The organism is Polyangium jinanense (assembly GCF_028435265.1).
In the GTDB taxonomy this organism is placed as follows: domain Bacteria; phylum Myxococcota_A; class Polyangia; order Polyangiales; family Polyangiaceae; genus Polyangium; species Polyangium jinanense.
This window is the reverse complement of record NZ_JAGTJK010000016.1, coordinates 69643-93041: the sequence shown is the minus strand read 5'-3', so window position 1 is coordinate 93041 and position 23399 is coordinate 69643. Positions and strand designations below refer to the sequence as shown.

At 68.2% G+C, this 23399-nt stretch carries 20 protein-coding genes; 13 read left to right on the top strand and 7 right to left on the bottom strand.

The window, feature by feature from the left end; translation table 11 throughout:
• Positions 1-51: 51 nt before the first annotated feature.
• From KEG38_RS26690 to KEG38_RS26680, 3 genes are all read left to right on the top strand, one after another.
• Positions 52-765, top strand: a complete 714-nt coding sequence (locus KEG38_RS26690; RefSeq protein WP_272422736.1) for a hypothetical protein — start codon at positions 52-54, stop codon at positions 763-765.
• A 600-nt stretch (positions 766-1365) separates the two neighbouring features.
• On the top strand, positions 1366-2616 hold the full coding sequence (locus KEG38_RS26685; protein WP_272422735.1) for a hypothetical protein: 1251 nt from the start codon (positions 1366-1368) through the stop codon (positions 2614-2616).
• 107 nt (positions 2617-2723) lie between these two features.
• The gene (locus tag KEG38_RS26680; protein ID WP_272422734.1) at positions 2724-3518 is read left to right on the top strand and encodes a hypothetical protein; all 795 of its coding nucleotides are present in this window, start codon (positions 2724-2726) and stop codon (positions 3516-3518) included.
• 33 nt (positions 3519-3551) lie between these two features.
• On the opposite strand, the gene KEG38_RS26675 is transcribed toward KEG38_RS26680, so the two are convergent.
• Genes KEG38_RS26675 through KEG38_RS26660 form a run of 4 tightly spaced genes read right to left on the bottom strand, consistent with a single transcriptional unit; the run spans position 3552 to position 6205 of the window.
• Entirely contained in the window at positions 3552-3977 is a 426-nt protein-coding gene (locus KEG38_RS26675) for a DUF1801 domain-containing protein (RefSeq protein WP_272422733.1), read from the bottom strand.
• Between the two features lie 13 nt (positions 3978-3990).
• A complete protein-coding gene (locus KEG38_RS26670; protein ID WP_272422732.1) occupies positions 3991-4623 on the bottom strand; it encodes a glutathione S-transferase family protein in 633 nt (210 codons plus the stop codon).
• 11 nt (positions 4624-4634) lie between these two features.
• Positions 4635-5591 (bottom strand): hypothetical protein, encoded by a 957-nt coding sequence (locus KEG38_RS26665; protein ID WP_272422731.1) that lies wholly within the window; start codon positions 5589-5591, stop codon positions 4635-4637.
• Positions 5591-6205 (bottom strand): hypothetical protein, encoded by a 615-nt coding sequence (locus KEG38_RS26660; RefSeq protein ID WP_272422730.1) that lies wholly within the window; start codon positions 6203-6205, stop codon positions 5591-5593. Before KEG38_RS26660 ends, KEG38_RS26665 begins: the two co-directional genes overlap by 1 nt.
• An 8-nt stretch (positions 6206-6213) precedes the next feature.
• Between KEG38_RS26660 and tssI the strand changes: the two genes are divergently transcribed.
• The 4 genes from tssI (at position 6214) to KEG38_RS26640 (ending at position 12446) form a co-directional block, all read left to right on the top strand.
• Complete coding sequence (tssI, locus tag KEG38_RS26655; protein ID WP_272422729.1) at positions 6214-10038, top strand: type VI secretion system tip protein TssI/VgrG; 3825 nt, start codon at positions 6214-6216, stop codon at positions 10036-10038.
• A gap of 16 nt (positions 10039-10054) precedes the next feature.
• Positions 10055-10501 carry a DcrB-related protein gene (locus KEG38_RS26650; protein ID WP_272422728.1) on the top strand — a complete coding sequence of 149 codons (447 nt, stop codon included), beginning with the start codon at positions 10055-10057 and terminating at the stop codon, positions 10499-10501.
• An 8-nt stretch (positions 10502-10509) separates the two neighbouring features.
• A complete protein-coding gene (locus KEG38_RS26645) occupies positions 10510-11586 on the top strand; it encodes a PAAR domain-containing protein (protein WP_272422727.1) in 1077 nt (358 codons plus the stop codon).
• A 68-nt stretch (positions 11587-11654) separates the two neighbouring features.
• Positions 11655-12446 carry an alpha/beta hydrolase gene (locus KEG38_RS26640; protein WP_372518196.1) on the top strand — a complete coding sequence of 264 codons (792 nt, stop codon included), beginning with the start codon at positions 11655-11657 and terminating at the stop codon, positions 12444-12446.
• Between the two features lie 9 nt (positions 12447-12455).
• On the opposite strand, the gene KEG38_RS26635 is transcribed toward KEG38_RS26640, so the two are convergent.
• On the bottom strand, positions 12456-12788 hold the full coding sequence (locus tag KEG38_RS26635; protein WP_272422725.1) for an ATP-dependent Clp protease adaptor ClpS: 333 nt from the start codon (positions 12786-12788) through the stop codon (positions 12456-12458).
• Positions 12789-12859: 71 nt separating this feature from the next.
• Between KEG38_RS26635 and KEG38_RS26630 the strand changes: the two genes are divergently transcribed.
• The 3 genes from KEG38_RS26630 (at position 12860) to KEG38_RS26620 (ending at position 18383) form a co-directional block, all read left to right on the top strand.
• Positions 12860-13726 carry an NAD-dependent protein deacetylase gene (locus tag KEG38_RS26630; RefSeq protein ID WP_308216888.1) on the top strand — a complete coding sequence of 289 codons (867 nt, stop codon included), beginning with the start codon at positions 12860-12862 and terminating at the stop codon, positions 13724-13726.
• A gap of 188 nt (positions 13727-13914) precedes the next feature.
• A complete protein-coding gene (locus KEG38_RS26625; protein ID WP_272422724.1) occupies positions 13915-17235 on the top strand; it encodes a vWA domain-containing protein in 3321 nt (1106 codons plus the stop codon).
• Positions 17232-18383, top strand: coding sequence for a myxococcus cysteine-rich repeat containing protein (locus KEG38_RS26620; RefSeq protein ID WP_272422723.1), 1152 nt, complete (start codon positions 17232-17234; stop codon positions 18381-18383). The genes KEG38_RS26625 and KEG38_RS26620 overlap by 4 nt, the downstream gene beginning before the upstream one ends.
• A gap of 18 nt (positions 18384-18401) precedes the next feature.
• On the opposite strand, the gene KEG38_RS26615 is transcribed toward KEG38_RS26620, so the two are convergent.
• Positions 18402-19979 (bottom strand): thioredoxin family protein, encoded by a 1578-nt coding sequence (locus KEG38_RS26615; RefSeq protein ID WP_272422722.1) that lies wholly within the window; start codon positions 19977-19979, stop codon positions 18402-18404.
• A 101-nt stretch (positions 19980-20080) separates the two neighbouring features.
• Between KEG38_RS26615 and KEG38_RS26610 the strand changes: the two genes are divergently transcribed.
• A complete protein-coding gene (locus tag KEG38_RS26610; protein WP_272422721.1) occupies positions 20081-21151 on the top strand; it encodes an alpha/beta hydrolase in 1071 nt (356 codons plus the stop codon).
• On the opposite strand, the gene KEG38_RS26605 is transcribed toward KEG38_RS26610, so the two are convergent.
• Positions 21131-21913 (bottom strand): YkgJ family cysteine cluster protein, encoded by a 783-nt coding sequence (locus KEG38_RS26605; protein WP_272422720.1) that lies wholly within the window; start codon positions 21911-21913, stop codon positions 21131-21133. The genes KEG38_RS26610 and KEG38_RS26605 overlap by 21 nt on opposite strands.
• A gap of 109 nt (positions 21914-22022) precedes the next feature.
• On the opposite strand from KEG38_RS26605, the gene KEG38_RS26600 reads away from it, so the two are divergent.
• Both KEG38_RS26600 and KEG38_RS26595 read left to right on the top strand, forming a co-directional pair.
• Positions 22023-22361, top strand: coding sequence for a hypothetical protein (locus KEG38_RS26600; protein ID WP_272422719.1), 339 nt, complete (start codon positions 22023-22025; stop codon positions 22359-22361).
• 62 nt (positions 22362-22423) lie between these two features.
• The gene (locus KEG38_RS26595; RefSeq protein WP_272422718.1) at positions 22424-23371 is read left to right on the top strand and encodes a bestrophin family protein; all 948 of its coding nucleotides are present in this window, start codon (positions 22424-22426) and stop codon (positions 23369-23371) included.
• Positions 23372-23399: the final 28 nt, after the last annotated feature.

Sequence of the window (23399 nt, the reverse complement as noted above, 5' to 3'; positions counted from 1 at the left end):
CCGCAACTCCCCACCCGCTTCCTCGCGCTCTGGGGAGAGAGGACCTACGAAATGCAATTACCCGACGTGAACGCGGCGAGCGACGTATACGAAAAACACACCGACCATTTCCAAGGCGCGGCCGAGGGGTGGGCGGATGCCGAGACGCTGACGGATGCGCAACGCGCGGCCATCGTCGAGGCCGGCGCTGTGGTCAGCTCCGCCGCGGATGTGCTGGCCGGCGCCGTCGTCGTGGAGCGTGCCGCCCGAAGGGCCGCGACCAAGCTCCGCGCGCGTTATGGCATCCGTGATGTCATTCTCGACCTGCGCATCATGGCCGTGAGCGACGCGATCATGAACGGCCCTGCCCTGCGGAGCCGCAACCATCCGATCTACAAGCACGTCTTTCAGGAGGGCAGCGCCGGGGAAATCACCGAGGCCAAGCTCCGCGAGGAGCCCGAGCTCGCCGAGCGGATCCTGGAGCGGTTCGCCGGGGTCGAGGACTTCCCGGCGAAGGCCGCCGCCCAGGCCGGCCTCAAGGAAGCGCTCGAGAAGAGCTTTACGATCCGCGACGCGCTCGACGCCGCCGAAATGGCGCAGAACAAAGCCGGCGATTCCGAGATCCAGGGCCGGCTCGCGGTCCGCGCGGCGCTGGAAAAGGCGTACGGTATGCTCCGCGCCGCGTTCCCGGGGCAACGCAAGCTCGTCGAGTCGTTCTTCGTGCGGCGCGAGCGCGGCGCCAAGAAGGGCTCCGGCGAGAGCGGCGGCGAGGGCGACGAGGGCTGAACGCCGAAACGTCGCTTTTGACGCTGGCAAATTCTGCCCCGAGATCGGGTTCCCGTCTTCGAGCATGCTCGAACGATGCAGAGGAGCCCCAAACCACGCATCGGACATCCCCAACCACGCGCCGAACGCGCCGCCACGACGTTCTGGATGTTCCGAACGTCAGGCCGAGCCCCCGCGGGCGTCCTCGGGCGCGTCCGAACACCCGACCGGGCTTCCTGTGCATCGTTCGGACGTTTCCAAACGTGGGCCAGGCCATTCCTGTGCATCGTTCGTGCATGCTCGAACGATGCACAGGACGACCGCCGCGCGGTTTGCGCACGCCCAAAAGCGAGAACCTGCTTTCAGGCCGTGATTTGCCGGCATCCAGGGTGAAATCGGGCGAGGGCGGGTGCAGGCGGCGGAATTGTTGCGTTCCTTCCGGGGCCTGCGGCAGAGGATCGGCGGGAAGAACGCAGGCGCGCTTGCCGCCGCGGGGGTGGCTTGCGCGCGCGTGTGCTCACCGAGGGGTCCGCCGATGCTTCGTCGCGTCTTCGCCTGGTGCTTGCCGCTGATCTTTGTCGTCTTGTGCGTGCCGACGCTCGCCCGCGCGGAGATCCCCGTTTGTGTCAGGCTTCCGGAGCACCCGAACATGGACCGGTTGCCCTGTCGGGAAGCGCGACCGTCATCACGAAAGACTGGGCGGTCTTCACGGCCAAGACGAATGGCCTCACGGTCTTCGTCTACGACCCTTATGCGCCGCCTGGAAACGTTCGATTTTTACCGCCTCCGTACAACAAGCTGACCTGCCCCGCGCCGCCGCCGCGCCCGAAGCCGGCTCCGCCGAAGGACGCGCCCAAGGACACGGCCAAGGAGAGCAAGGCGGGAGCTTCCACGTCCGCCGAGGCCTCGGAGCCGCAGAAGCCGCCGCCGGCGAAGGACGAACAGGTGGAGGTCGCACCGCCGGGCGTGAAGAAGATGCCGGAGCGTCCGCCGGAGAAGCCTCCGCCCGAGGGCGTGCTGTCGAACGAGCCGCTCTTGCCGTCGACGTCGACCTTGCCGAAGAAGGACGAGGTGCACCCGCCGAAGTGCGTGGACGAGCATTGCACGCTCGTGGATCGGGGCGGCGCGCTGCCGGAGCGCGTGTTTCGACCCGGGGCGCCGGTCTCCAATGTGGCGTCGTGCGAGCAGACGAAGGACGGGTGCCAAGGCAAAGGGAACGGCAAGGGCAAGCCGAAGACGCGGCTCGAAGAGATCACGCTGGAGCTCGCGATCGCGTCTGCCATCGCGAACGGCGAGATGAACGCCGACCTTTCGCGGAAGGACGGCAAGCAATTCGGCGTCATCGGGGGGTCGAACGAGGACGGCGTCGACAACCCCATCGTCCAGGCGGCGGTGGCCACCGCGGCGATCGCCTCGGGCGTGCTCCTCGGGCAGGCCGACAAGTTCGCCAAGAAGCTGGAGGAGGCGTGTGCGAAGAAGGTACCGCTCATCCTCCAGGGGACCGAGGAGCTGTCGAAGGAGACGGCCGAGTTCCTGGCCAAGCGGTACGGGGCGGACATCGCGCATGCGCTGGAGCAGAACGGTGCGATTGGCGCGTACGAGGTGATGAAGAAGTTCACCGACAACCTCGGTGGATCGTACCAGGCGCATCACATTCTGGAGAAGGCCATGGCGGGTGAGTTGGGGCTGAAGAACTTCGACAAGTTGCCTGCGGTGATCTTGACAGAGGCGCACCACAAGAAGATCACTAGATTCCTCAATGCGAACAGACCGAAAAGCTTGAGCCCAGACGCCCTCTGGCAACTCTACGAAGACGCATACAAGGACTTTCCGCAGTGGCTAAATGCCATCAAGCCATATTTCGGAAAGTAATGGATTCGAGGCACGATATGTGGACAGAGGCACGGATTGTCATCATCAACCATCGCATCCCGGGGGGACCGCAAACGGTCCTCGCCCCTGCTGGATGTGGCCCCGATGTGGCAGTCCCCGATGAAGATGCGTTCTCCACGGTCATCACCCTGAACGAGAGGGACGAGCGCCTGCCGCTGCTCCTGAACCTGCTCAAGGAGCGCGGAATCACCTGGCTCGAGCGACGCCGCGATCGCTTCACGGACGCAGAGCTCGAAGAGGCGCGCCTCCTGGTCGCTTGGTATTTTTTCCCGAACGGCAGGATCTTCGCAGGGCCACGGATGGGCACGACCTACGACATGTCCGACGCGTGCCAGCGCTGCGGCGCCGGGGCCCGGCAAACGTCCGCCATGATCATCGAGGCCGAGAACCTCAACGTCCTCGAGGGACAGCGCGCGGTCGCGACCTGCTACGAAGACCTGCTCGTCGACGAGACGTTGGCCGGCGCGCTCGCGCAGAGCGGCGCGACCGGGATCTCGTTCCGGGGCGTCTTCGCGGCGTTCGAGAAGCGGGGCCATTTCCAGCTCCCGTGGCGGCAGCTCTGCGGGACGCACACGTTGCCGCCGATGTCGCCCCGATCGACGGGGGTCGCGCCCTACAAGCCCTGCCCGTGCGGGCGGAGTAGCTTCCACACATTCGAAGAGGTCCCTCCGCGCTTCGCCTACCGCGCGTCGGACGTCGCCAATATCCGCGACGTGAACATGACCTGGGAATGGTTCGGCGAGGTGAACTTCGACGGCGACGTGAGCGACGCCCTCTTCCCGTATCCCTTTTTCCTCGTCACCCCCAAGGTCTGGCGCATCTTCCGCGACGCAGGCGTGACCGGGTTCGATTGGCTCCCGATCCGGGTGGAAGAGGACTGAGCCGACGTCATCATCTCGCCCCTCCGCGCACCGCTACACGTGCTCGATCCACTGGCGAACGACGTTCACGAAGGCCGCCCGTTTCGCCTTGATGTCCTTCGCATCGCGGAACTTCACGGACGCCCGATCCTTGCCGAGCCATTCGAGCAGCGACGCCGGGTCGTCGATGGCAAAGCCGGGGGCCTCTCGCTTCTTCGCGCCGAGGTGCAGGATGACCTGCACGCCGTCCTTCGCGCGCAAATGAAACGTCGCGAAAAACTCCGACGTGCGGAAGCTCGGCGCGTTCCACTTGATCCCTTCGCCGATACGGGCGTCGGCGCCGAGGATCGCCTTGCGAATCTCGCGGATCTCCTTCTCGAAGGGATGACCGAGCGACGCGAGGAACGCCTCCACGTCCTCGGGCGCGGGCGCGGGCGCAGACCGTTTCGTCGTCTTTTTGCTGGTGGCTTTCGTGGTCACGGTGCGCTCCTCGTCACAGCTCGATGGCCTTCCCGCCCGCCGCCGTCCAGGCGTCGCGGGCACGGATTCGATCGCGGTAGGCGGTCACGGCAGGAAATGCTTCCGGCGTATCGAGACGTGTGCCGCGGAGGAGATTCACCATCACGCCGACGCTGCAATCGGCGAGCGTGAAATCCCCGAGCAGATAGTCGCGGGACGTGAGGTGCGTCTCCAGCACGCCGAGGGCCCGGCCGACGTCGGTGGCGACCTGCCCCACGAGCTCCGGCCCGGCGGCGGGCCCGGTGCGCCCGGTTTTCGGGGTGAGCACGTCGGCCCACCAGATGCGCCCCGCGTATCCGAAATTCGCCGCGTCGAAGAAGAGCCATTGCAGCGCCTCGGCCCGCGCGGCCGGGCTCTTCGGCCAGAGCGCGGCTCCGTACGTATCGCCGAGGTAGGCCACGATCGCGTCGGATTCACGGAGCACGAGCGCCCCGTCTTCGAGGACCGGGATCTTGCCGTGGGGGTTCTTGCCGAGGAACGCGGCGTCTCGCTGATCGCCGCGGAGGATATTCACCTCGACGGCCTCGTACGGAAGGCCGAGCTCGGCGAGCGCGAACCGCACTTTGAGGGCGTTGGAAGACGGAGGAAAGGTGTGGAGGCGGAGCATCGAGGCGGAAGTTACCACAAACCGCGGCTGCCGTAATACGGTTCCGGCTTCGGCTTGTCCCAGCGCAAAGGCCCCCTCCACAGCTCGTTTCTCGCCGGGAGTTTGTCCTCCGACGTGTGCGGCACGCCGAGCCCCCATCCGTCCGTCGTCAGGATCATCGTGTAAAAGAGGGACATTCTGCCGACGACACCACGCTCGAGGTCGAAGAGCTCGGGGCCCGAATAGGCAAACCGCTCGACCTGGTCGAAGTGCACGTTGTGCTCGTAAGGACGAAGGACGGAATGAACGCCGAGGCTCCTATCACGCAGCACGAGTTTCTTCTCTGCAGACGCGTACAGCGCATACCTGTCGTAGGCCGAGAGCGCGCGTGCTCCCTCGGGGAAGGGGTAGAGCACGCCGTGGTGTTCCATGTCGACGAGCACGTCCGGCGGGTCCGCTCCGCCCTCCTCGGGGGTCACGGTCCAGAGCAACACCACGCTCCCCGTCCCCACCTTTTTCGTATAAAAGCGCGGATCCTGGACGTACACGCCGAGCGGCAAATGGGAATCCTCGCCGTGAAGCTCGACCCGCGTCCGCTCCGGCTCATGGCTGAAGCGCACGGCGCCGTTCCGGCACGCCACGAGCGCGAGCTTGCGTCCGTGATCCAGGTAAAACAGATCTCCATCACACGCCGCGGAGACGAACGGCCGCGCGATTCCCTCCGCCGACACCAGAAACAGCGCGGCCGGGCTCTTTTCCGGCGCCTCCTCCCGGACGATCCATCGATCCCCGAGCGCAGCCTCGATACGCGGCACGCGCGTCATCCGCCCTGTCGCGAGCGAGACGATCCGCGTCACCAGGGTATCGGTTTTCCCTGGATGAACACTGTACGACCCGCTCGTGCGGCAGCGGCGATGGCCGAGCGAGGTCTTGGGAATCGGCCAGCCGAGGATCCCGTCGCCATTCGTATCGGCGACGACGGCATGCATCACGATCGAGCTACCGTCGCCCGGGCGACGTCGAAGACGGCGGTCCGGTGCGGTTCGAAGGGGTCGTTATCGTCGGTCACGTCGGCGCGCGGCAAGACGGTCTCGGTCCGCGCCTCGACGTCGACGATCACGAGCTTGCCGTCGCGAATCACGGCGACGTGGGACCCCGCATGCGCCACGTACCGGTCGATCCGCTGCCCCGGGCCCGATCCGAAAATCAGATAGGGGTCGACGTCGTCGCCGAACGTCGCGCCGTGCATACCCCGGTGCGCCTCGACCCGGCCATCACCATTCGTGTCCTCGCGCGGCTGGCAAAGGATCACCCACCGGCCCGCGGGATCATGCGCCTCGAGCAAGAAAGGATGCGCGGTGCCGACGTCCCCCTCGCGGCCCGCCGGCGCCTGCAATGGGGTCTCCGGGCCTTCGGCAGGCGCCCTGACGAGCGTGATCCAGCCCGCCGGCGCGAGGCCCTCCACGCGCGTTTCGCCGCACCGCGTGCTGCACGCGGCGAGAAAGAGCGGGAGGAGCCACGGGAGTCCTGGCCTTCGCACGGGGCCATCGCTCGCGTTGCTTCCGTCTTCCCGCCCGCCTTGCGCTCGCGTATCGTTTCGCACGCTGTCCCATGGAAAACCTAGAGCTTCGTTTCGCAGCGAAGGACATCAACCTCTCCGTGCGGAGCTTTTCGGTCGTCGAGGAGATGTCGACGCTCTTCGACGTCTCGCTCGTCGCGCGATCTGCGGACGAGGACATCGACCTCGACGCCCTCGTCGGTAACGGCGCGGGATTCAAGGTCGCGGGCGGCCTCGCATGGACCGGCGTCGTGCAGTATGCCGAGCAGATCGAGGTCGAGCCCGACGGGCTCTCGACGTACTTCCTGCGAATCGTGCCGGCGCTCTGGCGCACCTCGCAGCGCCGCAACCAGCGCATTTTCCAGCACATCTCGATCCCCGACATCACGAAGAAGCTTCTTGCGGACTGGGAGATCGAGCCCGTGCTCGAGCTCGACGCGGGCACGTTCCCGAAGCTCGAGTACCGCGTGCAGTACGGCGAGACCGACTTCGCGTTCCTCTCGCGTCTGCTCGAAGAAGCGGGCATCAGCTACCATTTCCGTCCGCCGGATCCGGGCAGCGAGACGCCCAGCAAGCTCGTCCTCGTCACCGATCCCACGGTGCGCGAAGCCGGCGCGCCGCTGCTCTACGTGAACAACCTCGCTCACGCGAAGTCACGCGACGCGATCACCCACGTAAAGGTTTCGCATCAGGTGCGGCAGGGCCGCATGACGCTGCGCGATCACGATTTCCGCCGGCGGCCCGACTTCCAGCTCATCGCCGAGGCGAAGTCGACGTTCGACCAAGAAGATCGATACGAGAGCTACAGCTACGTCCCCGGCGCGTTCGTCGTGGATCCGGGGCGTGTCGACGAGCGCGAGGCCAAGTCGCTCGCGGCGCGCAGGCTCGACGGCACACGGCAAGGCCGCCGCAAGGTCCTTTTCCAGACGACCGCGCTCGGTCTCTCGCCCGGCGACGTGTTCTGTATGGAAGGGCATCCGCGGGGCGACCTCGCCCAGGAGAAACGCCTGCTCCTCGTGCAACGCACGCTCGAAGGGACGAGCGAGGGCGACTGGTCGAGCACGGGCACGGCGGTGTTCGCCGACGATCCGTACCGGCCCGTTCCGGTCACGCCGAAGCCGCGCATGGGCGGCTTGCAGAGCGCGGTCGTCGTCGGTCCGCCCGGCGAGGAGATCCACGTCGACGAGTACGGCCGCGTGCGCGTGCAGTTCCACTGGGATCGCGAGGGCAAGTATACCGACGAGAGCTCGTGCTGGATGCGCGTGAGCCAGGTGTGGGCCGGGCGCGGATATGGAAACGTCGCGATCCCGCGCGTCGGGCAGGAGGTCCTCGTCGATTTCCTCGAGGGCGACCCTGATCAACCGATCATCGTCGGCCGCGTCTTCAACGGCACCTCGCCACACCCGTACAAGCTGCCCGATCACAAGACGAAGACCTCGTGGAAGAGCGACAGCTCGCCCGGATCCGGCGGCTCGAACGAGATCACCTTCGAGGACGCCAAGGGGCGCGAGAAGGTGTTCATGCACGCGCAGAAGGACCGCGAGGAGGTCGTCCGGGAGAAACACACGCTCCAGGTCGGCACGGATCTCGATGTGCAGGTCGGCGAGCGCGAGAGCCGGAAAATCGGCGCGGATCAGACGCTGCACGTCGTCGGGAGCCGCACGACGCGTATCGAGCAGAGCGACGTGCTCGTCGTCGGCGGCGAGTGCCACATCCAGGTCGGCGAGACGGGCGCATCGCTCTCGAACGATCGGGTCGTGCTCTCGACGGGCAAGGCCTCGCTCACGCTCGCGGGCGGCGACATCTTCCTCGACGCGAGCGGCAGCATCAAGGTGAGCGCCGGCGGGCTCGCGGGGATCGCGGGGCGCGAGGTGCACATCGACGGCGCGCCGAACGTCCTGCTCAACACCGCGGGCGCGAGCTCGCCCGTGCCGATGTCCCTCGGCGCGGCCGAGATCAACCTCGCCGACCTCTCGTTCCCGGAGGCCGTGAACAACGCGGCGAAGGCGCTCCAGGCGAAGGTCTTTAGCGAGATCCCGGGCGGCTTCGACGAACAGGCCGTCGAAGGAGCGCTCCGGCGCTTGCTCGAAGAGCCACCCGCTTCGCTCGCGGACGCGCCGGGGTATTTGATGATGCCCGAGGCCGTCAACGAGCAGCTCCAGGCGGCGATCGACAAGGTCCTCAATGTGCCGGGCGTGATCGTGGACGACATCCTCGATCGCGTGGCGCTCGAACAGAAAAAACTCCAGGAGCGCATCGATCAGATCCGCGCGCGGGCCGGCGAGATCGCGGGCGACGTGCAGGAGAAGATCCGCGGCGCAGTCGAGGATCTGCGCGCGCGGGCCGAAGCCGCGAAGCAGATGGCCATCGCGAAGTTCGAGGAGGTCCGTGCCAAGCTCGAAGCCGCAAAGGCGCAGGTGCAGGCCAAGATCCAGGAACTCCGCGGCAAGCTCGAAGAGGCCAAGGCGCGCGCCGTGGCGATCGTCGAGGAGTTCAAGGGCAAGCTCGAAGCGGCGAAGGCGGCCGTGCTCGGCAAGGTCGCCGAGGTGAAGGAAAAGTTCACCGAGGCGAAGGCGCGGGTGCAGGCCAAGATCGACGAGATCAAGGGCCGCATCGAGGCCGTCAAAGAGCAGGCGAAGGCCAAGATCGACGAGATCAAGGGCCGCATCAACGACCTCAAGGAGCAGGCCAAGGCCAAGGTGCAGGAGATCAAGGAGCGCGTGATCGCGCTCAAGGATCAGGCCGTCGAGCGCTTCCAGGAGATGAAGAAGCAGGCGGGCGAGATCATCGAGATGGCCAAGACGCAGGTCGAGGCCGCGAAGGCTCGCGTGCAGGAGCTCAAGGCGCGGATCGAGGGCGCCAAGGAAGAGGTCAAGCAGAAGGTCCAGGAGTGGAAGGGCAAGGTCGAGGAGTGGAAGGCCCAGGCGAAGGCCAAGGTCGAGGAGATCAAGGGCCAGGCGAAGGCCGTCGTCGATGAAGTGAAGGGCCAGATCGAGAGCGCGAAGGAGACGGTCAAGCAGACCATCGCGGACGCGAAGGAGATGGTCGCCGACATCAAGGCCATCCCGAAGGAGTTCGTCGCCGAGACGAAGGCCGCGTGGAACGACATCAAGACCGACGCGAAGGAGACCTGGAAGCAGGCCAAGGCCGACGCGAAAGACACCTGGAACCAGACCAAGGCCGACGCGAAGCAAACCGTCGAGGACGCCAAGGACGCCTGGAAGCAGACCAAGGTCGAGGCGAAGGAGACCTGGAACCAGACGAAGGACGAGTTCAAGCAGGCGGGCCAGGAGGCAAAGGACGCCTGGAAGGACATCAAGGGCGACGCCAAGGACGCGTGGGGCGACATCAAGAACGACGCCGAGGACTTCTGGGGCGACCTCAAGGGCCAGGGCAAGGACGCCGCCGAGGGCACGAAGGACGCGCTCGGCGCGGCCCAGGGAGAGGGCCAGGGCGCGCTCGGCGACGCGAAGAGCGCGCTGCAAAACGCGTTCGGCGGGAACGGCTCGAATGCGCTTTCGGGCCCGCAGATCAACCTCGGCCAGGGCGCGGCGCCGGACGGCGGATCCCTCGGGCAGATCGTCTCGCGCGGCGGTGGTTTCACGGGCGACGACGTCGCCTCGGCGCTGAGCGGGGGTTCGAAGGGCGCGACGATCCTGCAGAGCCCCGGCGAGGGACAGCTCTTCGTGATGAAGACGCAGGGCGCGGTGCCGGTCTCGGGCGCCGAGCTCGAGGCGAACCTCGTCGAGGCGCAGATGAACGGGTTTTCATCGAGCGACGCGTTCATTCACACCCTCACGAAGAAGGGATACGTGGTCTACGAGCGGCCGTGGGGCGAGCTCGCCGAGGCCTTCGTGAAGCGCGCCGCGGTGATTTGAGGAGAGAATAAAGCGAATGTCGCGATACGAGAGCCGAGACGTCTCCTTCGACGTACCCCGCCACTGGGAGGACCGGACGATGGTGGCGTTCGCCGCCACGCCGCGGCCCGGACAATCCACGGCGCCGAACGTGGTCATGACCCGCGACGTGCTCTCCCCCGAGGAGACACTCGTGTCCTACGCGGACAAGCAGCTCGCCGAGCTCGGCAAGCGCCTCGAAGGGTTCGAGCTCAAGGATCGGAAGGAGCGCACGCTCGGCGGGCAGCCGGGGATCGAGCTGCATTTCACGTGGCGCGCGCAGTCGGGCGAGCTCGAACAGAGGCTCGCGATGGCGCTCGGCCGGCGGCGCACGGTCTTTTGCTTCAATGCGACCGCGGCCAGGGTCGACGCGGATCAGATGAACCCGCTCTTCGATCGGATCCTGTCCACGGTGCGTTTCCCCCGCCCGGGGGAGGAGACGTGAGGGCGTAAATGACGACGGGTCATCTCGCGGCGAAGGTCGGTTCGAGGCTCGCGCACGCGGCGATGCCGCTCGTCACGCCGAGCCAGGCGATGGTCGCGGCGACGCTCGGCAGCGAGGTCGTGGGCCCGGCGGGGCTCGGCGGCGCGGGCGCGGCGAGCCTCGGGGCGGGCATCGGAGCTGCGCCCGCCGGGACGATGATCTCGATCGTGGACATGGTCCCGATCCTCACGACGGGCGTCGTGGCCACGGGCGCAGAGGACGTGATGCTCGGGCCGGGGCAGATGGCCGTGCTCGCCCCTTCCCTGCCCCAGCCGTGCGGGCCGCACGTGGCGCAGCCGATCGTGGCGGGGAGCCCGAGCGTGCTCGTGCACGGCAAGCAGCTCGTGCGGGTCGGCGACAAGACGAGCTGCGGGGCCACGGTCTGCGACGGGGTGAAGACCGTCGTCGTGGGCGGCGCGGCCGCGGCGGCGAAGCCGGTCTCGCTTTCCGATCTCGCGGGCTCGCTCGGCGCTGTCGTGCTCGGCGCGGTGCTCACGAAGACGGGCGCGATCGAGCGGATGAACGAGCTCGGCGCGGCGCTCGTCGAGGGCGCGGAAAAGGTCTCGGCGGCGGCCGACAAGGTCACGGGCGCGGTGTCGAAGACGCTCGATAAGGCGCAGTCGAAGGTCGACAAGGCGCTCGACAAAGCGCAGGGCAAGGCGAACGCGGCGCTCGACAAGGTCGATACGAAGGTCAACGCGGCCATCGACAAGGTGACGGGCGCGATCGACAAGACCCTCGACAAGGCCGAGGCAAAGTACGAAAAGGCGCTCGATAAGACGGCCGGCGCGGTCACGGGCACGATCGACAAGGCCACGGCTACCGTGACGGGCACGATCGACAAGGCCACGGGCGCGGTCGACAAGACGCTCGGAAAGGCCCTCGGCGCCGCGGAGAAGGCGGCCGACAAGGCGGGCGCGGCGGTGGACAAGGTCGCGGGCGCGGCGGGCGCGGCGCTCGGCAAGGTCGGCGATCTCGTGGGCTCCGTGGGCGGCGCGCTCGAATCGATCCTCGGCGGCGCGCTCCTCTTCGGCGGCGGAAAATAGGCGCGTCTTCCGTGGCCGAAAGGACCGATGTCGCTCGTCCCAGCAAAAAAAGCAGAGCGCGCCGCGTGATGGCCATCGTCCTCGGGGCGATCGTCGTCGTGTACCTCGTGATCTGCTGGTTCGTGTACACGGCCCAGCGCCGCATCGTCTTCCCCGCGCCCACGGTGGGTCGCACACCCGCCGGAAACGTTGAGCTCCTACGGATCGAGGGCGGGACGCTCATGCTGTTCCGGCCGCCTCCGGCGCGTGGCCCCGTGGTCGTGTATTTTCACGGAAACGGCGAGCAGATCGCCGACAGCGCGTGGCTCGCGGATCTCTTCACCCGCGCGGGCGCGGGGTTCGCGGCGATCGAGTATCCGGGCTACGGGCTCGCGCGCGGCCTCGGCGAGCCGAGCGAGAAAGCGCTCTTCGACGCGGCCGAGCGCGGGATCGGGCACCTCGTCGAGCACCGGGGGATCCTGCGGAACGAGGTCGTGCTCGCGGGACAATCGCTCGGCACGGGCGTGGCGATGGAGATGGCCGCGCGAGGCCACGGTGTGCGCGTCCTGCTCCTTTGCCCCTTCACGTCGCTCGCCGACGTGGGCGCGCGAATCTTCCCGTTCTTGCCGGTGCGACTCCTCTTGCAGGATCGATTCGACTCCGCCGCGCGGGCCTCGAACGTGAACGTGCCCGTCCTCGTCGTGCATGGCACCGACGACGAGCTCATCCCCGTGGATCACGGCCAAAAGCTCGCCGCGCGCCTCCCGCGCGGCCGGTTCCTGAGCGTCGCGGGCGCGCACCACAACGATCTCTGGCTCTTCGACGAGGTCGAAGCGGAGGCCGTTCCGTTCGTGCTCGGAAAACACGACGACGCGCCCTGAGCGCGCCTTTCAATCGTCGTCCGGTTCGACCGTGAGTCGGAGCGGCATCCCGTACTCACGCGCGTGCTCCTGGACGAGCTTCGCCTTCGTCTCGGCGACGTCTTTCGTGTAGACGCCGGCCACGCCGCGGCCCGTGCTGTGCACGACGAGCATGAAGCTCAGCGCCGACGTCTCATCCATGTGGAAGAAGCGGACGAGCACGTCGACCACGAACCATTTCGTCGTGTAGTTGTCGTTGTGGAAGACGACCTGCCAGCGCTTCGCCTTCTCGACCTTGCGCTTTTGCTCGGTGGCGAGGTCGGAATCCGTGTCGTCGCTCCGTCGCTTCGGGTCGTTCGCCATGCCGAGCGGGGATCTTATCCGCGCGCCCGCCCTCCACAAGCCTCGCCGCGCCGCATGCGCTAGGCTCGGGCGTGGCCTCGTCGCTCTCCGCGTCTTCCAGCCCCGAAGCGAACGACCTCGCCCCCGCCTCGCGCCTCGCTCGTCTGCTCGACGGCCGCCGCGTCGTCGCGCTTGCCGGCGCGGGCATGAGCACGGAGTCGGGCATTCCCGATTATCGAGGCCCCGAGACCGCGCGCCGCGCCCGCAATCCCATGCAAGCGCAACAGTTCCTGCACGAGCCCGCCTCGCGGGCGCGCTACTGGGCGCGCAGCATGAACGGCTGGCCGAGGATCGCCGCGGCCCGGCCGAACCCGGCGCACGCCGCGCTCGCCGCGCTCGAACGGGCGGGCCGACTCGCGGGCACGATCACGCAAAACGTCGACGGGCTGCATCAGGCCGCGGGCAGCGAGCGCGTGGTCGAGCTGCACGGCGCGCTCGCCCGCGTTCGTTGTCTCGACTGCGGGACGATCGAGCCGCGCGCCGCTTTGCAGGAGCGCCTCATCGCGGAAAACCCTTCGTTCTACAGGTGGGGCACGGCCCTCGCGCCCGACGGCGACGCCGACCTCGATCACGACGCCTTCACCGATTTCCACGTCCCGGTTTGTCTCGGCTGTGGCGGCACGCTCAAGCCCGACGTCGTCTTTTTTGGCGAGAACGTGCCGGCGCGCGTCACGGAGGCCGCGTGGGCGCTCTTCGACGAGGCCGAGGCGCTGCTCGTCGTGGGTTCGTCGCTCACGGTGTTCTCGGGGTATCGGTTCGTGCGCCGCGCGAGCGAACGGGGTGTGCCCGTCGCCATCGTGAACCTCGGCCCGACACGCGGCGACGAACACGCTGCCATTCGCGTGGACGCACGCCTCGGCGAGCTCTTGCCGCACCTCGCGGCGACGCTCGGCGCGTGAGGTCCCGCGCGTCGGGTCTCCCTGGTAACGCCAAGAACCAGCCCCGGTAAGTCGAGTGACCAAACCGCCTTGATTCCAGACAGCCTTCATGCATCATGGAAGGTTGGCACTGGAGGCGCTCACTCATGGCTTATGGTTCCGGACCGGCGAGAACCCCGTTATCCTGGGGGTTGCTCCCCCTTTTCGTGGTGCCTTTTTTCTTTCTGCTCCTGGCCTGCAGCCAGGGATCTGAAGATCTTCCTCCGCGCGACTCGGACCCCTCGATGGGCGGCAACAATGGCGTGGGGGGCACGGGGGAAGGCGGTTCCGGGGGCGAAGGCGGATCGGGCGGCGCGCCGGCGCTTTGCCAGGAGGGCCAGAAGAAGGCGTGCACCGTGGTGCTCGGCGAGCACAATGGCGTGAAATCGTGCTTCAAGGGCGTCAACGTCTGCACGAATGGCAAATGGGGGCCGTGTCAGGAGGACAAATCTTCCCTCGCCCCGGGCAGCGCTCCCAGTGAAAAACCCGCCCCTCCGGGCAGCAGCGTCCTCGCCGATTGCGCGAACAACCCCTGTGATCCCTCGTGCCAGGTCTTCGACGAGGATCCGCCCGGCGGGCTGAAGCCGTTCGCGCAGACGCCCATTTTCTCCTGGCAGACGGGTGATCTCGGCAATTATCCGCCGGACCTCGTCGCGCAGGGCGTGGGCCAGCCTTGTGACGAGGGCGTCGATTGCCAGTTCAATCAATACTGCTCGGCGCCGGTGTTCGGCACGTGCAACCACAACAAGTGCGCCGTCGGCGATCCGCTTGGGTATGGCTGCGATCCCTGCGTGGACGAGATCTGCGCCATCGACCCGACGTGCTGCGAGACGTCGTACGGCGGGACGTGCGCCCACGATTACTGCGAGGCCGGCGCGAAGCTCACGGACGGCTGCGATCCGTGCGTCAGCGCGATCTGCGACGTCGATCCCAAGTGTTGCGGCCTGCCGACGTGGGGCACGTGCAGCCACGACTATTGCAAGACGGGCGGCTCGCTCACGACGGCGTGTGATCCGTGCGCGGCGACCGTCTGCGCCGACGATCCGAAATGCTGCAACCTGGGCACGACCGGCACGTGCTCGCACGGGTATTGCTCGGCGGGCACCGCGCTCGTCCCGGGCTGCCATTCGTGCGTGGCCGACATCTGCGCCGCCGAGCCGAAGTGTTGCGACTTCACGCCCGGCACGGTCGCCTGCGCGCACGACTACTGCATCACGGGCTCGAAGCTCAATACGGCCTGTGATCCGTGCGTCGCCGCGGTGTGCGCCGCGCAGCCGAGCTGCTGCAGCGGAAGCTGGACGTCGGCCTGCGTGAACCTCGTCGCGTCGGTTTGCCAGCAGAACGACAAGTGCCCTTCGCCGAAATGGACCTCGTCCTGCGTCGACAAGGTCACGACCGTCTGCGGCAACTCGTGCACCGCGGGCTGGGCGCAGCGGTGCGTCGACAAGGTCCCTGCCTTGTGCGGCAAATCCTGCGATCCGGCGAGCTGGACCGCGGACTGCGTGGACAAGGTCGGCAGCGTGTGCGGCAAATCGTGCGGGCCGTTCGCGTGGGACTCGGCCTGCGTGGGCATGGTCGACACCGTCTGCGGCGCGAAGTGTCATCAAGATCCGCCTTGCTCCCACAACAAGTGCGACTCGGGCGGGAAGCTCGATCCAGCGTGCGATTCGTGCGTCGCCACGATCTGCCAGGAGCTGCCCGATTGCTGCAACGTCGCCTGGACGAACCTCTGCGTCGACCGTGTGAAGACGCTGTGCGGCCAGGGTTGTCCGGTCAAGGGTGACTGCGTGCCGTGGTTGCCCGGCCAAACCGATCCGGAGTGCGCCGGCTACGACCTGTCGATCGGCGTCCCCTGCAGCGGGTCGGTGCCGGTGTGCAACCACGGAAACACCGCGGTCCCGGCGGGCGTGAAGCTCATCCATTACGCCGCGGGCTCCGGCCAGTTTGGCCAATGCAACCCGAACCAGGCGCTCGCCGGCATCCAGAGCTGCACGACGCCGAGCGCCATCCCGCCCGGGAAATGCATCAACGTCCCGGCCGCGAGCTGCGGCCTGGGCGCCTCGAAGCGCGAGATCATGGTGAACCCGCCGAGCTACGGCGGCTACACGCAGCTCGACGAATGCCAGTGCCTCGACAACTGGGCGTCGTTCGCGCCGAACGTCGCCTGCGGCGCGCCGAGCTGCTCGAATACGACGACCGCGACGGTCAAGCGCGTGAACATGTTTGTCGCCCTCGACCGCTCGGGCTCGATGACCACGGACATCGGCGGCGGCGAGACGCGCTGGTCGGCGACCGTGAAGGCGCTGAAGAAATTCTTCCAGGACCCCGGCTCCGCCGGCCTCGGCGTCGCGCTCCGGTTCTGGCCCGACAACGCGCCGGTCTCGGGCTGCAACGATACGACCTGCAGCGCCACGGCCTGCCGGTCGCCGCTCGTCGACGTCGGCATTCTGACGCTGCAATCGGCGCCGGCCGACGCCCAGGAGAAGAAGCTCGTCGACGCCCTGAACGCGAAATCGCCGAACGGCAACACGCCCATGTACCCCGCGCTCTCGGGCGCGACGCAATGGGCCGTCAATTACAAGAACGCGAACCCGAACGAGGACGCCATCGTGGTCTTCGCGACCGACGGCGATCCGGTCGGCTGCAACGAGGACGAGACGGCGATCTCCGACCTCGCGGCCAATGCGTTCTCGACGAAGGGGGTCAAGACGTACGCGATCGGCATCCAGGGCGCGAACCAGACGTTCATGAACCTGATCGCGTCGAAGGGCGGCACGAAAAAAGGCTTTTTCGTCGCGCCGGGCGGGAACGTCGAGAACGAGCTGCTCTCGGCGCTGATCCAGATCAAGGGTGATACGCTCTCCTGCGATTTCGTGGTCCCGAGCGGCGGCGTTTACGATCCGAGCGCCGCGAAGGTCACCTTCCAGCCGACCTCGGGCGCGCCGGTGGTCCTCGGCAATGTCGCCTCCGGGGCGGCCTGCGGGGCGGGCTGGTATTACGACGACCCGGCAAACCCGGCACAGCTCAAGCTCTGCCCCTCGACCTGCCAGACGGTCTTGAACGACGCGGGCACCAAGCTCTCCGTCGATCTCGGCTGCCCCGGCGGATACGATCCCGCGACGTACACGTACAAATACGAGGCAGAGTGCCCGCAGGGAACCAAGGTGCAATGGGGCTTCCTCGCGTACGACACGCTCACGGCCGCCGATACGAACGTCGTCTGGAAGGCGCGCACGGCGAACGCGGAGCCGGCCCTCGCTGCCGCGATGTACAAGGCCCTCGCGACCGCGAAGGCCTCGCCCGACACGCAGGTTTGTCCGATGGGCGGTCCGGCGCCGTGCCCGATCTCCCTCTACGACAAACTGGGCCAGGCCGACGCGCGGCAGAGCCACCTCGAGCTCTCGATCACCTTGAATCCCGCGTCGAACAAGAGCGCGGCGGCCATCGTGAAGAGCTGGGACCTCAGCTACTCCTGCCTGGACTCCGAATGAAACGAACGATTCTCGTGCTTGGTCTTTTCGTGACGGCCCTCGCCGCGTGCGGCGAGGGCGCGGGCCTCCCGCCGCGCAGCAATGCAGCTTCGAGCGGCACGTCCGGCGCGGGCCCGGGGGGCGCGGGCGGGCAAGGCGGAGCGGGCGGCATCGGCGGCGCCGGCGGTGTCGGTGGCGCGGGTGGACAAGGCGGCGCGGGTGGCAAACCCGCGCCCGTCTGCGGCGATGACGCGCTCGATCCCGACGAGGAATGCGACGACGGGAACGGCGACGCCGGTGACGGTTGCTCGCCGGAATGCACCGTGGAGCTCGGTGAAATCGAGCCGAACGACACGCCCGGCCAGGCGAGCCCCTACAAGGACCCCTTCCCGGCGAAAATAAATCCTGAAGGCGACGTCGATTTCGTCTCCTTCACGGTCGCGGCCGCGAATACGAGCGTGATCGCGCGTATCCTCGACGTCGGCGATGGCGGCTGTGCCACGGGCGCGATCGACACGGTCCTCGAAATCCGCGCGGCAGACGGGACCACCATCCTCGCGAGCGACGACGACGCCGGGGAAGGAGCCTGCTCGCGCGCGGTCCTGCCGAGCCTCACGCCCGGGGCTTATCTCGCGCGCATCGTGGCCTCGGCGTCCGCGTCGAGCCCCACGTTCGTGTATCGATTGCGCATCGACCAGGTCGTCGACGTCTGCGGCGACGGGCAGAAGACGCCCGCCGAGGCCTGCGACGACGGCAATACGGCGCCGGGCGACGGGTGCAGCCCGACCTGCTCGATCGAGATCACGGAGACCGAGCCCAACGGCACCGCCGCGACGGCCGACGCCTTTTTGGAGCCGTGGAACGGGGTGCTCACGCCGCTCGGCGATGTCGACGTGGTGTCCGTGGTCCTGAGCGCGCCCGCGGCGAGCCTGACGGCGACCACGACCGATCAAGGCACGAATGCCTGCGCCGCGAAGACGCTCGACACGATCGTCGACATCCTCGCGCCCAACGGCACGACCGTGCTCGCCACGGGCGACGACATCGTGGGCAACTGCGGATCCGCGCTTGCGATGAACCTCGCGGCGGGCACGTATTTCGTGCGCATGCGCGGCGGCTCCCTCGCCAAAAACCCGAGCCCGTACGGCCTTCAGATCGTCATCCAGTAGGTTTTCCTCGCGAACGCGTCAGCGCGGCAGGCAATCCCGGCAGCGCTCGGCGCCGTTCGCGGGGAGCGACGAGCAACGATCGCGGAGACGCATCACGAGCTTCGCGAATTCGGGATCGTCCTTCAGCGCGGCGAGCGCGGCTTTCACTTGCTCGGCGCGCGTCCGGTTTCTCCCCTGGAACCCGTCCGGGAGCGAGAACGCGAGCTCGTAGAACGCCTCGGCCTGGGCGAGGAGGTAGGCGCGCGGCGGCGGGCCTTCGAGCGCTGCGTGGAAGAGGATGTCGTTCGTGATCCACTGCAGCCGCGTCGCGCGCCCGCCCGCGCCCTCGCGGGCTTTTTGCGAATAGGCCCGCGCCTCCTCGATGCGCCCGAGCTCCTTCTCGACCGCCGAGAGCATCGAGTACCAGTAATGCGGCGTGCCCGAGCGCTCGGCCTCCGCCTTCAGCATCTTCCTCGCTTCGTCATGCGCGCCCACGCGCCGCAGGAGGTACGATGCCGTCGAGACGACCGAATACCGCTCGTCGGGGGTCTTCGCCTCGTGATCGGCGCGCGTCACGGCGGCGAGGACGTCGGCCCGGAGTGGATCGGGCACGGGGCCCGCGGGGTTTTCGTGCCGGAAGAAATCGATCGAGGGAGCGACGGCCGCGAGCCGGACGTCGACGGAGGCGCCCTCGCGTGATCGCAGCGAAGCCGCGGCCGCGAGCCATTTCGTTTTCCACGCGAGATAGGCCGCGTCCTTGGGATCCGCGGCGAGCCAGGCCGCGAGGGCTTCGGCGCGGTGATTGACGAGCGCGCGCGCGGCCCACGTGGTCTCGGCGTTCGAGAAAATGAGATCGAGGTACGAAGGGGCGCTCGCAGAGGCGACGCGTATCGCCTCGGCGAGCGTCGGATCCCGTCGATACGACGAGGCGAGCCCGAGGAGCGTACCCGCGAGCAGGGCACGCTCGCGGTTCATGGTGGAGGGACAAACTTCGATCGCCTTGCGCAAAGCCGCGAGGATCCGCGTCGGGCTCCACGTCTCCTCGGGCAAGAGCTCCCACGCCGCGTGGGCGAGCGTGCTGCAATCCTCCGCGCTCGGCTTGCCCTCGTCGAGGCGTGCGGCCGCCGCCCGGAAGCTCTGCGCCTTGCCGCGCACGGCGCCGAGCGCGCGATCGAGCTCGTCGATGTCGATGCTCCCGTTCAAGCGCAAGAGCTCCTCGCGCTCGGGGCTCAGCACCAGGATCGTCGGATAACTCGACACGGAGAGCGCCTCGCCGACGCGTTGCGCGTCCTCCGTGTCGCCGTCGAGGTGGACGGGCACGAAATCACGCATCATCTCGGCGAAACGAGGCTTCGAAAAGACCTCCGATTTCAGATCGTTGCACGGCGGGCACCAAGCCGCGCCCCAGTACAGAAAGACGAGCTTGCCCTCGGCGCGCGCCCGGACGAATGCGCGGTCGGGGGTGAGGTCGGCCCAGGGACCCTGAAGAGAATGCGCGGACGCCGTCGTCGTGGCCGCGGGACGCTCCTCCCGCGCAGGTTCGCGCTTGCTGCACGCGGCGGCGAGCGCGAACCCGACGAACAGAGCACCTCGAAGCGCAGCGCGGCCGTCTCCCATGACGTTCGTTCGATCCCGAGCGGAGCCTATCGCGGGCCCGAGAGCGCGTCCACGCGTTGCCCGGATGACAGCCGCCGCGACCGCCGCTACCATCGGCCGCGATGCTCCTCTCTCCGCTGGCCCGCGCCCGCATCAAGGTCGCCCGTTCCCTCGCGGACGCCATTCGCAGCTCGAAAGGGATCTCCGCGCGCCTCCTCGGCTTCCGCGCGCGGCCGGTCGAGGGCTGCACCGTCGATTTGGACCTCGCGCTGATGCTCGCGCTCGACGACGTCCTGAAATCGAGCGATCTGCGCGGCTTCGCGCCGCCCGTGGCCCGCGCGCGCATGGCCGAGTCCGTGTGCATGGTGGAGATCCCGCGCCTCGACAGCGTCTCCGTGGTGGACGAGCGCCTGCGCGGCGATGCCGGTCCGATCCCGGCCCGGAGGTACGTGCCCGAGGGCCTCGCCGCGCCTTCGCCGTGCGTGGTCTTCTACCATGGCGGCGGGTTCGTCACGGGCGACCTCGACACGCACGACTCGTTTTGCCGGCAGCTCGCGATCGAGGGCCGCGTGCGCGTCATCGCCGTCGACTACCGCCTCGCGCCCGAGCACCGCTTCCCCGCGGCCGCGACCGACGCGGTCGCCGCCTTCCGCGACGTCGCCGCGCGCGCGGCCGATTTCGGCGTCGATCCGGCGCGGATCGCGGTCATGGGCGACAGCGCGGGCGGCAACCTCTCCGCGGTCGTCTCGCTGAAGACGCGCGGCGAGGCCCATCGGCCCGCGCTGCAGGTGCTCCTCTATCCCGGGCTCGACGCGACCTGCGCGCACCGCTCGCACGCGGTGTATGCAAACGGCTGGATGCTCACGAAGGGGATGATCGACTGGTATTACGAGCATTATTTCGGCCCCGATCCGGCCGTGCGCCGCCACCCCGACGGCTCGCCGCTCCTCGCGCCGAGCGTCGAGGGCGCGCCGCCGGCGCTCGTGTTCACGGCGGGTTTCGATCCCCTGCGGGACGAGGGCGCCGCGTACGTCGAGCGCCTCACGGCCGCAGGCGTCCCCGTGCGGCTCGTCTGCCACGAATCGATGATCCACGGCTTCGTGCTCATGGGAGGCGTCGCGCCCGCTTGCCGCGAGGAGACCTCGCGCATCATCCGCGAAGCTTCCGCGGCCCTACGGAACGGTTTTTCCTGAGGAACCCGGGCGCACGTTCGCCTCGACCCATTCGGCGTCCTTCGCCGCCGAGAACACGGGCAGCCGCTTGTGCCAGCGCTCGCCCGCCGTGGGCCTTTCGAGCGTGATCCTGAGCGCCGCGATGAGCTCCAGCGGCGTCCCGTCCCGGCCCGCGTCGAAGCACGCCTTGCCGAGCCCCGCGAGCACGGCCTGCGCGAGCTCGTAGCCGATCGCCCATTGCGGCGGCGTTTGCTTTCCAGCCGGCGCTTCCCAGTAGCGCTCGCAAGCGCCTGCATCGTAGGACGTCCAGCTCCGGCACACGAGCGGCCGCACCGCATGCACGCCGCAGCCGCCGTCCGCGTCGAGCAGCGGGCAAGACACGTGCACCTCGGCCCGCGCAGCGCGGGAGAGCCCACGCGTCCGGGCGTCGGCCGCCTGCACGCGGGCGAGCAGATCCGCGAGCTCCTCGGGCGAACGTGTGGCCCGGAGGTGCGCGGCGATGCGGAGAACCTCGGGCGCCACGGCGAGCACCTTGGCCTGGCAACACGTCGAGCAGCCGCGACGACACGCCATCGGCGCGTCGGGCGGCTCGTGCGCGTGCGCGGTCGCCGTGAGCGCCGAGGCGCGCTCGCTCGCGATCCGGGCGGCTTCCATCGCGCGCTCCGGGCTCTCCGCGACGAGCGGCGCGAGCGCCAGGCTCTCGCCCTGCGCGATGCCGACGTAGATCTCGGGCGAATACTGGCTCGGGCGCGCGAGCGGCAAGGAGCGCCGTTCGTCCGTCATGGACCAGGGGATACCAGCCGCACGCGGGCCCCGCCAAGTCAGGCTGATCCCGCAGCGGGCAAGCGCGGCCCTCACTTCCCGTGTAGACTGCGCCCGAGGTGCTGCTGCCATGACCCATTACCTCGACGCGATCATCTCGGCGATCCGGGACGCCGGGCAGCACCTCGACGCCGCCAAGGTCTGGCTCGGCCGCGCGGAGAAGGCGGCCGGATCGACGTGGCAGATGCCGCTCTTCGGGGCCGCGGAAGAGGCGCACGCCGCGACGCGGGCGCGGCTCGACGCGGCGGAGGCCTCCCTGCGCGAGCTCGGCCCCGCGGACAAGCTCCCGCCTGTCCTCGACGAGCTCCCGAGCCGCGTCTCGGCCTTGCGCCGCGCCCTCCAGGCTTCCGAGAAGCGGCTCATCGACGCCGCGCTCCTCGCGGCCGCCCGTCCGCTCGGGCACGCCTGATTGCCGTTGGTGCACCAACGGCATCGTGCTAAGGCCCGCCGCCTCTCGCGGGATCGTGCCCCATGATGGTTGCGGAAAAGCGTTACTCCTGGCTGCGCCTGCTCCTCAAGTACCGCGGGACGGCGCTGGCGCGGATCCGTGGCCGCATGGCCATCACCATCCTGCTCGCCGTCGGGGTGACCGTGACCGATCTGAAGTACGGGTTTTTCCACCCGGACCTCACGACGATCCCGTTCACGCTCATCGGCCTCGCGCTCAGCATCTTCCTCGGCTTCCGGAACAACACGAGCTACGACCGCTTCTGGGAGGGCCGGAAGCTCTGGGGCGGCCTCGTCAACACGACCCGCACGATCACGCGCCAGATCCTCACGCTCGTGAACGAGCCGGCCGATCGCCCCACCGACAGCGAGGCCGTCGCGGCGTTTCGACAGGAGATGGTCTATCGGATCATCGGCTACACGCACGCGCTCCGGCTGCACCTTCGTGATCAGGATCGGCTGGAGGAGCTCGCGCCGTTCCTCGCGGCGACCGAGATCGACGGATTGCGGCCCGAACTCAATCGGCCCACGGCGATCCTCCAATCGGCCGCCTTCCGCCTGCGCGACGCCTGGAAGCGCGGCTGGATTCACCCCTACCACCTGTCCGTGCTGGAGCAGAGTCTCACCACCCTCACGGACCTCCAGGGCGGCTGCGAGCGCATCAAGAGCACGCCGATCCCGCTCTCGTACACCTCGCTCATTCACCAGCTCGTGGCCATTTATTGCTTCGCGCTTCCGTTCGGGATCGCGAAGACGGTCGGGGTGTTCACGCCGGTGGTGGTGGGGATCGTGGCGTATGCGTTCTACGGCCTCGACGCGATCGGCGACGAGATCGAAAATCCCTTCGGCACGGATGCGAACGATCTGCCGCTCTCGGGCCTCTCGCGCATGATCGAGGTGAACCTCCGGCAGCGTCTCGGCGAGACGGATCTGCCGCCCCTGCTCAAGCCGAAGGGCGGCCTTTTGACCTGATCGGCGCTTGCATCTCCGCGCGTCCGGG